Source organism: Acinetobacter sp. GFQ9D191M, assembly GCF_011174875.1.
In the GTDB taxonomy this organism is placed as follows: Bacteria; Pseudomonadota; Gammaproteobacteria; order Pseudomonadales; family Moraxellaceae; genus Acinetobacter.
The window spans coordinates 1-12,851 of the sequence record NZ_JAALGV010000022.1 but is presented as its reverse complement, the minus strand read 5'-3'; the positions used below and the strand labels follow the sequence as shown (position 1 = coordinate 12,851).

At 41.9% G+C, this 12,851-nt stretch carries 14 protein-coding genes; 9 read left to right on the top strand and 5 right to left on the bottom strand.

The window, feature by feature from the left end:
• Positions 1–17 precede the first annotated feature (17 nt).
• The 3 genes from G5T77_RS04110 to trpB all read left to right on the top strand — a co-directional run bounded on the left by G5T77_RS04110 (position 18) and on the right by trpB (position 3,383).
• On the top strand, positions 18–869 hold the full coding sequence (locus tag G5T77_RS04110; RefSeq protein WP_104426039.1) for a MoxR family ATPase: 852 nt from the start codon (positions 18–20) through the stop codon (positions 867–869).
• 13 nt (positions 870–882) lie between these two features.
• Positions 883–2,070, top strand: coding sequence for a VWA domain-containing protein (locus tag G5T77_RS04105; protein ID WP_159124439.1), 1,188 nt, complete (start codon positions 883–885; stop codon positions 2,068–2,070).
• Positions 2,071–2,177: 107 nt separating this feature from the next.
• Positions 2,178–3,383 (top strand): tryptophan synthase subunit beta, encoded by a 1,206-nt coding sequence (gene trpB / locus G5T77_RS04100; RefSeq protein WP_166134850.1) that lies wholly within the window; start codon positions 2,178–2,180, stop codon positions 3,381–3,383.
• A gap of 140 nt (positions 3,384–3,523) precedes the next feature.
• On the opposite strand, the gene G5T77_RS04095 is transcribed toward trpB, so the two are convergent.
• The 3 genes from G5T77_RS04095 to G5T77_RS04085 form a co-directional block, all read right to left on the bottom strand.
• Positions 3,524–3,955, bottom strand: a complete 432-nt coding sequence (locus tag G5T77_RS04095; RefSeq protein WP_125279146.1) for a CBS domain-containing protein — start codon at positions 3,953–3,955, stop codon at positions 3,524–3,526.
• Between the two features lie 100 nt (positions 3,956–4,055).
• Entirely contained in the window at positions 4,056–4,430 is a 375-nt protein-coding gene (locus tag G5T77_RS04090) for a DUF2750 domain-containing protein (RefSeq protein WP_034171083.1), read from the bottom strand.
• Between the two features lie 156 nt (positions 4,431–4,586).
• Positions 4,587–4,820 (bottom strand): hypothetical protein, encoded by a 234-nt coding sequence (locus G5T77_RS04085; protein ID WP_034171084.1) that lies wholly within the window; start codon positions 4,818–4,820, stop codon positions 4,587–4,589.
• A gap of 220 nt (positions 4,821–5,040) precedes the next feature.
• Here G5T77_RS04085 and G5T77_RS04080 point away from each other — a divergent pair, with 220 nt between their 5' ends.
• Positions 5,041–5,403, top strand: coding sequence for a hypothetical protein (locus G5T77_RS04080; RefSeq protein ID WP_081402667.1), 363 nt, complete (start codon positions 5,041–5,043; stop codon positions 5,401–5,403).
• Between the two features lie 104 nt (positions 5,404–5,507).
• A complete protein-coding gene (locus tag G5T77_RS04075) occupies positions 5,508–5,831 on the top strand; it encodes a hypothetical protein (protein ID WP_125279147.1) in 324 nt (107 codons plus the stop codon).
• On the opposite strand, the gene G5T77_RS04070 is transcribed toward G5T77_RS04075, so the two are convergent.
• Positions 5,755–7,332 carry a pitrilysin family protein gene (locus tag G5T77_RS04070; RefSeq protein ID WP_171521870.1) on the bottom strand — a complete coding sequence of 526 codons (1,578 nt, stop codon included), beginning with the start codon at positions 7,330–7,332 and terminating at the stop codon, positions 5,755–5,757. The genes G5T77_RS04075 and G5T77_RS04070 overlap by 77 nt on opposite strands.
• An 11-nt stretch (positions 7,333–7,343) precedes the next feature.
• On the bottom strand, positions 7,344–8,738 hold the full coding sequence (locus tag G5T77_RS04065; RefSeq protein WP_166134844.1) for a pitrilysin family protein: 1,395 nt from the start codon (positions 8,736–8,738) through the stop codon (positions 7,344–7,346).
• A gap of 178 nt (positions 8,739–8,916) precedes the next feature.
• On the opposite strand from G5T77_RS04065, the gene ftsY reads away from it, so the two are divergent.
• The 4 genes from ftsY to G5T77_RS04045 all read left to right on the top strand — a co-directional run bounded on the left by ftsY (position 8,917) and on the right by G5T77_RS04045 (position 12,528).
• Positions 8,917–10,020: a signal recognition particle-docking protein FtsY gene (ftsY, locus tag G5T77_RS04060; protein ID WP_034171087.1), complete on the top strand. Its 1,104-nt coding sequence runs from the start codon at positions 8,917–8,919 to the stop codon at positions 10,018–10,020.
• A gap of 181 nt (positions 10,021–10,201) precedes the next feature.
• The gene (locus G5T77_RS04055; protein WP_166134841.1) at positions 10,202–10,891 is read left to right on the top strand and encodes a nitroreductase family protein; all 690 of its coding nucleotides are present in this window, start codon (positions 10,202–10,204) and stop codon (positions 10,889–10,891) included.
• Between the two features lie 182 nt (positions 10,892–11,073).
• Entirely contained in the window at positions 11,074–11,667 is a 594-nt protein-coding gene (locus tag G5T77_RS04050; protein WP_166134838.1) for a nitroreductase family protein, read from the top strand.
• Positions 11,668–11,862: 195 nt separating this feature from the next.
• Complete coding sequence (locus G5T77_RS04045; protein ID WP_166134835.1) at positions 11,863–12,528, top strand: DUF2057 domain-containing protein; 666 nt, start codon at positions 11,863–11,865, stop codon at positions 12,526–12,528.
• Positions 12,529–12,851 lie beyond the last annotated feature (323 nt).

Sequence of the window (12,851 nt, the reverse complement as noted above, 5' to 3'; positions counted from 1 at the left end):
AAAAATAAGGTTCAATCATGTCTGCTGATATTCAACAATTCTCAGGTACGGATCAGTACATTGCCACTGACAGTTTAAAACTGGCTGTGAAAGCTGCGCGTAGTTTGCAAAAACCCTTGCTGGTTAAAGGTGAGCCGGGTACAGGTAAAACCTTGTTGGCTGAACAGGTGGCACAAAGCCTCGGACTGAAGCTGATTACCTGGCATATCAAATCAACGACCAAGGCACAGCAGGGCCTGTATGAATATGATGCGGTATCACGCTTACGTGATAGTCAGTTAGGTGATGATCGCGTTTATGACATCAAGAACTACATCAAGCCGGGTAAACTCTGGGAAGCGTTTACCAGCGAAGAACGCTGTGTATTACTGATTGATGAGATCGATAAAGCAGACATCGAGTTTCCAAATGACTTGCTGCATGAACTCGACAAGATGTCTTTCTTCGTTTATGAAACGGGTGAAACCATTACTGCGACCCAGCGTCCGATTGTCATCATCACTTCAAATAACGAGAAAGAACTTCCAGATGCCTTCCTGCGCCGTTGTTTCTTCCACTATATCGAGTTTCCGGATGAAGCGACCATGCGTGAAATTATCGATGTGCATTTTGAGAATATTTCAGCAACGCTGGTGAATGAAGCTCTGCAAGTCTTCTTCAAGTTACGTCAGATTCCAGGCTTGAAAAAACCACCTTCAACTTCAGAACTGATCGACTGGCTAAGCCTACTCATGGCAGATGATATGCCGGAAGACATTTTAAGAAATACCGACAAGTCCAAAGCGATTCCGCCTTTGTACGGCGCGCTGATCAAAAATGAGCAGGATGTACAACTGCTTGAACGTCTAGCCTTTATGTCGCGTCGCTAAGGGAGAAACACGCATGTTTGTGCGATTGTTTTATACCCTCAGAAAATATGGCGTACCAGTTTCCACCCGTGAGCTGATTGATCTGAATCAAGCGGTGGCGGCAGGCGTGGTTTTTGCTGATCAGGGCGAGTTCTATCAGCTTGCTAAAACTGTGATGGTCAAAGACGAGCGCTACTTCGACAAGTTCGATCGCGCCATGAAAGATTACTTTGATGGTATCGCGACTTTTGATCTGGATGAACTGCTGAATCAGGTGCATAAACTACCCAAAGACTGGTTTGATCTGGAACTTCTGGAAAAGCACTTAACCCCTGAACAGCGTGAAGAACTGAAAAAAGCCGGATCGCTGGAAGAACTGATGAAAATGCTGGAAGAACGCTTGCGCGAACAGCATAAAAAACATCAGGGCGGGAATAAGATGATTGGTACTGGTGGCACATCGCCATTTGGTGCCTATGGTGATCATCCTGAAGGTGTGCGCATTGGCGGGCCGGGGCGTAAACGTTCCGCCGTCAAAGTCTGGGAACAGCGTCAATACCGTAATCTGGATGATGATCAGATTCTTGGTAGTCGTCAGATGCAGATGGCACTGCGCCGTTTGCGTAAGTTCGCTCGTCAGGGTGCGGCTGAAGAACTGGACATTGATAGTACTATTCGTGAAACCGCCAAACAGGGGATTCTGGATGTGCAATTGGTGCCGGAGCGTCGTAACCGTATTAAAGTACTAATGCTGTTTGATATCGGTGGATCAATGGATGCGCATATCGCTCAGTGTGAAAAACTGTTTAGCGCCGCTAAGACCGAATTTAAGACTCTGGAATATTTCTATTTCCATAATTGTCTATACGACTATGTCTGGAAAGATAATGTCCGTCGTTCCAGTTCGCGCATGAACACCTGGGATCTGTTCAATACCTATGGACGGGATTACCGGGTGATTGTAGTGGGTGATGCCAGCATGGCACCCTATGAGTTGAACTCCGTCGGTGGGTCGGTCGAATATATGAATGATGAGGCAGGACAGGTCTGGTTACAGCGTCTGCGTCAGCATTTTGATAAAACTGCTTGGCTCAATCCTGAAGAAGAAAAATACTGGCATTACACGCATACTATTGGCCTGATTAAGCAAATCTTTGAAGATCATATGTTTCCAATGACCTTAAAAGGTATTGAGGATATGACCAAATATCTGGCGCGTTGATTCCATTTATCTATAAGTGACTTTATCTATAGTTATTAGTGCTTTAAAACGAATTATTCTAGTATAAAGTAACTTGTTATACCTTATTCCAATATTCAGGAATTATTATGGCTCATCAAATTAATGGTATTGCGTTGCCCAATGAAGAGGGTTTCTTTGGTCAATATGGCGGTCAGTTCATTCCACCGGATCTAAAACAGGCCATGGATGACATCAATGTTGCCTATCAGGAAATCCGTCAAACTGAAGAATTCCAGAGTGAATTAAAAGACCTGTTTGCTAACTATGTCGGCCGTCCTAGTCCTTTGTTTCATGCTAAACGCCTTTCTGACCAGTTAGGTGGAGCACAGGTCTATTTAAAACGTGAAGACCTGAATCATACCGGTGCACATAAAATCAATCACTGCCTGGGTGAAGCAATGCTGGCGAAATACATGGGTAAAACCAAAGTCATTGCAGAAACTGGTGCAGGTCAGCATGGTGTGGCATTGGCCACTGCATGTGCCTTGGTGGGTATTCCATGTGAAATTCATATGGGCCAGGTGGATATCGAAAAAGAACATCCAAACGTCGTTAAGATGAAAATTTTGGGTGCTAAGCTGATTTCTGTGACGCGTGGTACAGCAACCCTTAAAGATGCAGTCGACAGTGCTTTTGAAGAATACTTGAAAGATCCGAAAAACTATATCTATGCGATTGGTTCGGTGGTAGGACCACATCCATTCCCAATGATGGTGCGTGATTTCCAGTCCATTATTGGCGATGAAATCAAGGTTCAAACCAATGAACGCTTCGGTGCAAACCCAGATTATGTGGTGGCATGTGTGGGTGGTGGTTCAAATGCTATGGGTGCATTCACGGCATTTCTAAATGATCCAGAAGTTAAACTGGTAGGTGTAGAGCCTGCAGGTCATGGCTTAAATACTGATAAGCATTCCGCAACGCTGACTTTGGGTAAACCAAGCCAGTTGCATGGTATGGCCTGTTATGTACTCGAAGATGAGCAGGGTGAGCCTTTACCTGTGCATTCGATTGCTTCTGGGCTGGATTATCCAGGCGTAGGGCCACAGCACAGCCTGCTGAAAGATCTAGGTCGTGTGGAATACACTACAGCAACAGATCAGGAGTGTCTGGATGCCTTTATGACCCTGTCACGCGTTGAGGGAATTGTGCCAGCATTAGAAAGTTCACATGCAGTGGCTTGGGCAATTCGTGAAGCGGGTAAACTGCCTAAAGAGACTAAGATTGTAGTGAATCTTTCAGGTCGTGGTGATAAAGACTCTGACTATGTCGCAGAGAAACTCGGTCTTTAATTTGATCTAATAATCAAAAAATCCCAGTCTTAAGGCTGGGATTTTTTATATCTAATCTGGTTTTGATATGACATTGTCATTTGTTTGTAATGACATTTTGAGTTTGAGTCTTAATTTACGTATTCAACTAAGAAAGAATTTTAGCCTGAAATATATTGTTGTAACTGATCAATCAGCTTACGTTGATCTTCCATTGCAGCTTTGACCAAGTCACCAATCGAAATCAGGCCAATCAGTTTGTCATTTTCAACTACAGGTAAGTGGCGTAAATGGCGGTCAGTCATTAATGCTAAGCAGTCTTCAACAGAAGTTGCAGAAGTCACGGTTATGACTTTAGGTGTCATAATTTCATTGACCGTGGTATCAAAAGAGGTTCTTTGCATCAATGCGATTTTACGGGTGTAATCACGCTCTGACAAAATGCCGACCACACTATCTTCGTGGGTAACGACCAGCGCCCCGATTCCTTTTTCTGCCATCAGGCTAATTGCTTCTAAAACTGTAGAGTCTGGACGGATGGTATAAACTGCCTGATGTACTTTATCACCGAGCACTTGTGCTACGTTGGTCATTCTATTGAGTCCTTTTTATCTAATTATTATTAGTCCTAGAGTATGTATCCAGCTGAACATCTCTAGGTGTCTATTTTATGTCTTTATAAATAACATGTTTTTAGGCAAAGTGCAGTCTTTGTTGTGAAAAAAACAGGTGACGCATCTGTGGAATGGATAACTTTAGTTTAGTGCCATTGCCGCTACATAAAGTAGGTGTCACGGCTAGTCGGGACAGTGTAGGTAACAAGTTGTTTTCGAAATCTTCCGGGTTGATTCTACGGGGTACATAACCTGGCCAATGTTCCTTGGCATAATTTTTGGCATCCAGAGAATTAAGCCAGAATGGAAAAATATAATCTTCCTGATCACGCATCATCGCCCAACCCTGATGATAGACGCCCCACAAAACGCCGCAATACATCATAGATTTGAGGATGGTCAGCCTCAAAAGAAAGTTTTTACAAATCGGATCGTATTGAATAATTTTTCGCATTGTCGTTAAAATAAAGTGCTATTAGAGTTCAGCTATATTCTAGAAAGTTCCAGTGAAATTACTGTTTCAGCTTTGCAAGCAATCGTAATAAATTATGTCTTAATTGCAGTATTTCGAAAAAATGGCATAAAAAAACGTCACCGAGGTGACGTTTCTTCAGGCTTGCATGGTGGCCATGTTCTGCCAGTATTGTGCTTTGAGTGAATCTCGTTCTACACGAAAACCCTGATAATACAGTTCAGCTAAAAAGAGAGCTGCTTTACCGTGACCGGCGCGCGCTGCATCTTCTAATTGTTTTACTGCATCGACAAAGTTCATTTGCGATTGAATGGTATTCACTGCATCTGCATACAGATGTTCCAAATCATGTTGAGAGATATTCTGCATAATATAAAAACTCCTTAATTTTAATTATGATTTCGGATAGACTTTTAAGTCTAAATACAAATATAACTTAGTATTATTAAACTAATATTACAGAATAATGGAAAAGTCAACTATATCAGCTTTCCTGTTTACTTAATTTATAGTTTGTACGATCAAACTATACACACTTGGAAGTTTGGTTGGTATAGATTTTAACAATAGAACAAAAGAAAAGGAGAACAACATGATGCAAAGAACTCTTGAAGGGCTCAGTTTTGATATGCCCCCAACAGCCAGTCAGATTACAGAATTGGCGCATGTACACCGTAAAAAACTGGATGAGGCAATTTATGACAAATATACCCATCTAGGTGATTACAGTCTGGCTCAACGTAAAGAAGTTTATGATTTTACCCGCGCTCTGGACGAAACCCAGCGTGCAGAATTTTATAGTCACTATAATGATGAATTAGTCCGAATTGCAGATGAAGATCGACTGCATCCACCTGAAGCAGAAGCCGGCTTGAGCAAGTTTGCAATTTTACTGGTCTTAGGTCTGGTGGCAATGGTCATTGCCTGGAGTGTGTACGAATTGTTGAAATCCTAACCGATTTATAGTCATATCGAGATGTGTATTTATACTGGTCATTCAATCTTTGACTTGAACTTCATGGGGCCCAGCCATACACTAGCTGCAACTTGAGGTAGTGTATGGCTATAGATAGCAAAAAATTAAGCGATTTTCTGAATAAAATTAAGCTTGAACAGATTTATAATGCGGTTGTTATTTTCATTGTGGCATTAATCTTATGCCTGGCTACATTTGCCATTTATCGTCCACTGACGACTTCCCAATTTAATTTACTTCAGCAACTTGCAGAACAGCAGAGCTTACCCCAAACCCAGGATATGGCTCAGACTTTGCTGCAACAGCAACGCATCCATCGCGGTCAATATCTTAAATTGATGCAGGCGTATCAGCAGGAATCTCTACGGGCTCGTCAGCTTCCGCCGGTTTCTGTGGATATGCCTTAGGTATTGGAATCGTATTCGGCAGTGGTGTAGAAGGATCTAACAGGTTCTGTTCCAGTCGTAGTTTTAATGCTTCTTTATCTAATTCTTGACTTACCACGACCAGTGTCAAGCGTTCTGGATGCAGATGTTTGCGCACGGCATTTTGCACATCTGCTGCGGTAATTTTGGCTAGACGTTCTGGATAGCGTGACAGATAGTCGGCTTGCTCTGCATAAAAGCCCATCGTGCCTAACTGGGCATTGATCGTGGCATTGCTGCTGTAATTATTCGGAAATGCTCTTAACATCCCGGCCTTGGTTTCTTCCAGTCGCTTAGTATCAATCGGCTGATTTACAAAGTTGATAAAAGCCTGATGTGCGACCTGAATGCTATCTAGCAATTGATCTTGTCTAGTGGAATAACGGAAGCTAAATATACCGGGTGCCTGACTAAAGCTGAATGTACTATAGGCACCATAGGTATAGCCGCGTTTTACCCTTAATTCCTGCATTAATACTGCATTAAATCCGCTACCACCAAACATGCGATTAGCCACTTCTAGAGCAAGCCGATCTTCAGTAAAACGGTTTGGTCCTAAGTGGCCGAAGGTCACATGCGCTTGGGATGAGTTATAAGGCAAATGCACGATATCAAAACCCGATTTTTCTTCAGGTTCAGCTAATGCAACAGCTTTCTGTCCTTGAGGCAAATTGCCTGCAATTCGTTCAGAAAGTTCCAGTGCCTGTTTAGAACTGAGTTTGCCGGTAATGGCAATATTCATGTTTTGTGCTACCAGAAACTGGTCGCGGAATTTTTTCAGTAAATCAGCCGTAATTTTTTTGGTACTGCCAATGGTGCCGGTAATGGGTTCGGCATAAGGATGCTGACCATACAATGCCCGATAAAACCGGATATCCATCAGTTTGCTTGGATTTTCCTGAAGCTGTTTTTGTCCTACTTGAGTATTGCTGAGTGCTAATTGAATACTGGAAGGCTTGAATGTAGCATTTTTGAGAACTTCCATCATCATGCCCAAAGCAGGTTCCATTTTCTTGGGATCTGACAAAGTTCGCAGGCGAACGACAAACATATCGCGATAAGCCTGTACGCTAAATTGTGCGCCTGTGGCATCAAAGACTGAAGCTACCTGTGCGGCCGTATATTTATCTGTTCCTTCGCGCATCAGTTTGGCTGCTGTGCTGGATAAGCCAAATAAACCTTTAGCAATTTCCTGATCTCGTGCTGATCCGGCATTAAAGGTCAGTTGAATATCGACCATAGGTAAATCACGGGTTTCAACAAATAAAGTGCGAACTTTGTAGTGATTATTCAGGTCATGAATAAAAGGTGCTTGAAATGCCTGCTTTTGATTAATGTTTTTTAAACTTTGCAGGAGAGGGATCGCTTGTAACTGACTGGGATTATCATTCAGATCAGGTTGGGTATCTAAATAATTTTCTGCCCAAAGGCTTGAACTGAGGCTTAAGCTGGTTAAAAGGATAAGAGAGCGAACTTTAGACATTGTAATAACCATTATTGAGCTTTCTGTTCAGGCAAAAGGTAGAGCGTACTTAAATTTTCACGGACAAAATAGGCATTAGCAACCCGCTGAATGTCCTCTGCACGGACACTGTCATAATGCTGAGGCAGTTCATCCATCAGACGGTAACTCAATCCGTTTACTTCAAGGTTTCCAATCATTTTGGCCTGTCCGCTCAGACTGTCCTGACTATAAATCAGATTTGAAATAAAGCGTGTGCTGATCCGTGCCAGTTCATGCTCAGAAATAGTTTCAGTTTTTAATAAATCAATTTCTTTCTGGATGGCCGTTTGTGCTTCTGCCAGGTTAACGCCTGGAGCCGGAAGTGCGGAAATACCAAACAGGCTATCTCCACGGTTATAAGGATCATAGGATACACTCACAGAAGTAAGCACTTTGCGGTCGCGAACCAGACGATCCTGCAACCGAGAAGAAATCCCACTATCCAGCAGGCTGCGAATAATGGTTAGAGCATAGGCATCTTGAGGATTCTTGGCGGTAGCTAGAGATTTCACATTCCAGGTCATATACAGATTAGGCACCTGAACATTGCTCTCAATTTCCATATGACGATAGCCTAAGCGCTCAAACTCGAGTACATCATTACGTGAGGGTGTGGGACGCGCCGGAATATCACCGAAATATTTCTGTACCTGAACGAGAGCTTCTTGCACATCTAAATCACCGACAATCACCAGAATGGCATTATTCGGGCTATACCAGTCTCGATACCATTTTTTAACATCACTCAGCTGAATATTATTAAGCGTTTTCATGTGACCAATCACGGGCTGACGATAGTGACTGGTGGGATAACTGATCCATCTAAAGCGTTCAAATGCCTGGGCACGCGGATTATCATCAGTACGCTGACGCCGTTCTTCCATTACCACTTTAATTTCCGGATCAAAATCTTGCTGGCGTAACAAGAGGTTGTTCATGCGGTCAGATTCGAGTTCGAGCGCCATCGGAAAATAAGCTTTGGGATAGAGCTGATAATAGTTCGTGTAATTGGTAAAGGTTGCGGCATTAATACTGCCGCCATAAATCCGGCTTAACCGGGTAAATTCATCATTGGGAACCTTGCTCGTGCCTTTAAACATCATGTGTTCCAAAGCATGAGAGACACCCAGAATATTGCCGGACTCGTCACTACTGCCGACTTTATACCAGATCTGTGTCATCACCATCGGGGAGCGGTGATCTTCCCGGATAATGACTTTTAAGCCATTACCTAAATAGGTTTCGATGGTGGTGCGGGATAATTCACTCTGGGTTGCGGCATGTACGGGGTTAAAACCGAAACTCAGGAGGAGTACAGCGGCTGGAGAAATCCGTTGTTTAATGATTCTGGATAAGGAGGAGATAGCAAAAAAAGATATGGACACAAAGTCTTCCAATGAATAGATATTTGTATTTAGGATTATTTTTCAGAAATCTTGTATTGAAAGCAACCAAACACTGTTATTTTTTGGTTGTTTATTCATGGATTGGATTGCCCGCTCAAAACACTGCAAGTTATGCTAGAATTCAATTTTTTAACGCAATGCTTTTCAAGGATTCGGCATGCAACAGCAATCTAATGGGCAAAACAAATTTTTGATTGATGCTGATATCGGAGATGATGATGTCACGTTACCGAGTTTACCTGCGGTTAATGTGCCAATTGTAGAAACACCAAGCGCAACTGCTGAGGTTTCTGCACCTGTAGCGACAGAAGCTCAGGAAGAAGAACCTGCTACAAAAGGCGGTTTCTTTAGCCGTATGAAAGAGGGTTTAACCAAAACCCGTAAAAATCTTGCCGATGGGATGGTCAATATCCTGATTGGTGGCAAAGAAATTGACGATGAATTATTAGAAGAAGTTGAAGAACAGCTTTTGGTTGCAGATATCGGTGTTGATGCGACTAAAACGATTATTGCCAATTTGACTGAACGTACTGCACGCGGTGACCTGATTTATTCTCACTCGCTGTATAAAGCGCTTCAGGAAGAACTGGTCGCTCTGCTGGCTCCGCGTGTAAAACCGCTGCATATCGATCCAAACAAAAATCCATATGTAATTCTGGTCGTGGGTGTAAATGGTGTAGGTAAAACCACGACCATTGGCAAGCTCGCAAAACGTCTGCAAGGCGAAGGTAAAAAAGTCATGCTGGCTGCGGGTGATACTTTCCGTGCTGCTGCAACTGAGCAGTTACAGATCTGGGGTGAACGCAACAATATAGCCGTCGTAGCCCAGGGTCATGGTGCTGACTCTGCTTCAGTCATTTTTGATGCTTTCGAAAGTGCACGTGCCAAAGGTGTGGATGTTTTAATTGCAGATACTGCAGGCCGTTTGCATAATAAAGGTCACCTGATGCAGGAATTGACCAAAGTTAAACGTGTCATGCAGAAGATTGATGCGACTGCGCCACATGAAGTGATGCTGGTGGTTGATGCAGGTACGGGTCAGAATGCCATTAACCAAGTTGAAATGTTTGATGAAGCAGTGGGTTTAACGGGTTTAACTATTACCAAGTTAGATGGTACTGCAAAAGGTGGTGTACTGTTTAATATTGCCAGCCGTACCCATGTACCGATTCGCTTTATCGGTGTAGGTGAGAAAATTGATGACTTACGTCCATTCTCAGCAAAATCATTCGTTGCTGCATTGTTTGAAACTGAAAAATAATTAATGCGGCTTGTGTCACATAAACTCCGCTAAATGCGGAGTTTTTTGTTTTTAAGAAGTTTGAATGCTCTAAAAAGCAGCATGAAAAAAACAGTAAATCCTGCCTACCTGAATAAACCCATTATAATTGTATGGGATTTGCCTGGTGATTGAAGTTCAGGCTATATGTAGAGGGTAGAAAATGGCATTACTCAATAAAATTGGGCAGGTATTAACAACTGACCTGACTAAGGATTTTAAATTTCCTAAAAAAAGTAAAGCAGTTGAAAATTTAGAATTCACTTTTGTTGAGAAATTAAAAAAGTGCCGTGGGACTTATCAGCTAGGTAAGCGTGTGCATTACAGTCAGGCTTATCTGACCGAGCTGATTCAGGAAGCTGTGCATAGTTGTCCTTCAGCCTATAATTCACAAAGTGCACGCATTATCGTGCTATTTGCCGATTCACATCATCAATTCTGGAATATTGTGAAAGACATTCAACGCCAGCATGTGCCGGCATCGGTCTATGAAGGGATTAGAATCAAGCTGGATCAATGTGCAAATGCCTATGGCACGATTCTATTCTATGAAGATCAGCGTGCCATTCAGCAATTACAGAAAAAGATTCCATTTAGTGCCGATGATTTTCCACTGTGGTCAGAGCAGACTTCTGGCATGGTACAGTTTGCTGCGTGGACTGCGCTGGCAGATGCTGGTCTAGGTGCTTCTTTGCAACATTATAATGCGCAGATCAATCACCCTGTAGCTGAGCATTTTAAGATTGATGAAAACTGGTTGCTACGTGCTCAGCTCTGTTTCGGTTCAATTGAAGAAGCAATAGAAGATAAAATTGAGTCTGTAAACCCAGACAGCTTCCAGGTATTTAGCTAAGACCTGTGATTCTTGAAATTAGTATGTGCTAAAGTGACTGATACAAAGGATCAACCTTAACATCTCTGAGAATGTTCTATAAATAAAACACATTGTTATCGAAATAAGACTGTTTTGGGCAGTGAAAATGCTTAGGATGATCTTATCGGTTTTAAATAATCAGAATAGAACGAGGTGAGATCATGGCATTTCTGGATCATATTAAAAAACGCCGTAGTATTTATGCTATTGGGAAAAATGTCAGCCTGGATCAGGCAGAAATTGAGAACATCATTAAAGAGGCGGTGAAACATAGTCCATCATCTTTTAACTCGCAATCTTCACGCGTGGTGATTTTGTTTGGTCAATCACATGATACTTTCTGGCATATTGTGCGTGAAACTTTACGCGACCTGGTGTCAGCAGATGCTTTTGAGGCTACCAATAGCAAAATAGATGGTTTTGCGGCAGGTTATGGAACTGCACTGTTTTATGAAGACCAGAATGTCATTAAAGGAATGCAAGAAAAATTTGCGCTATATGCAGATAATTTCCCGATCTGGTCAGAGCATGCCAGCGGTATCGCTCAGTTTGCAACCTGGACAGCTTTGGCTGAACATAATATTGGTGCATCACTACAGCATTACAATCCGATCATTGATGAAGAAGTGGCGCAAACTTTCAGTATTCCATCGAACTGGAAGCTTCGTGCTCAATTGGTATTTGGTTCAATCGAAGCCCCTCCAGGTGAAAAAACCTTTATGGATGATGCAGAACGATTTAAGACCTTTGCATAATCGATTTAGAGATGAGAAAGAAGTACTGTTAAGTACTTCTTTTTTTATGTGTGATATAGCAGAAATCAGAAGATAGATAGTCTGATAAATGCTGAGTAAAGTACTGTAGAGACAAAGCATTTGTCATAGAATTGTCATTTATACACGGCATAGTGCAATGAAAATTTTATATATTAACCAGAATGAGTGAGTGACATGGATTTACGTATCACAGCAGCTGTAGTTGCATTATTGAGCAGCACATCAGCTTTTTCAGCCGTGACATTAACCGTACCTGAAGAAATCAAGATAATCGCAGTGAATGATCAGGAAGTACGTTCAGGTCTATTACGCTCAGATCAAACTTATAAACTGGATGCTGGTACGAATGCGATTAGTGTTCGCTATACTGAATTTTTCCAGCACAATGACAATTCTCATGACATTTTAAAATCTGGCGTAGTAACTGTAAAAACTCCAGAACTTAAAGATGGTGAAGCTTATAAATTGGCTTTAATTAACGCGCCTAAAAATTTTGATGAAGCGAAAAAATATAAAGATCAGCCAATTATTGGTTTATATGATGCAAAAAATCAGCTTCTGGTTCAGCAGGCGGGAGCAAAAGATGCAGCGAAACCATTACTAGGGCAAAGCGTTTTAGGAAAATCTGTGGATTTGACAACGAATAAAGTAATAACTCCAACAAATCAGCCGGCAGCGGTCTACACTCAAACTGCAAGTACACCGAATATTGCTACTGCAAACGTTCAGGAAAATGCATCAGTTGGTCAGCTTGATCAGCAATTAATTCAGTTATGGAAGCAGGCATCTAAAGCTGAACGACAAAAATTTATGAATTGGCTTGGCGAGCAGGAAAATTAAAATTTATTGTTCAATATTAAAAGGGATCGTATGCAACGATCCCTTTTAATAAAAACTAAACCAGTCGAAATTCACATTTGCTTAAAATTTCAGGCCAAAAGTGACTGGAAAAAAGCATTAAAACTGCTAAAAATAGCAATTCAGATTAAAAAATAAACGTACAATGCGCTTTTTTGAATATTTTTAAGAAAAGCTCTTGCACTGGTTCGGAAACTGTATAGAATACGCAGCACACCAACGCAATGCATGAAACGAAACGTTAAGTGGTTGGGTTGGAGCTTAAAACTGACGAGGTTTTAAGTAAGATCATTAAGAGATTATGA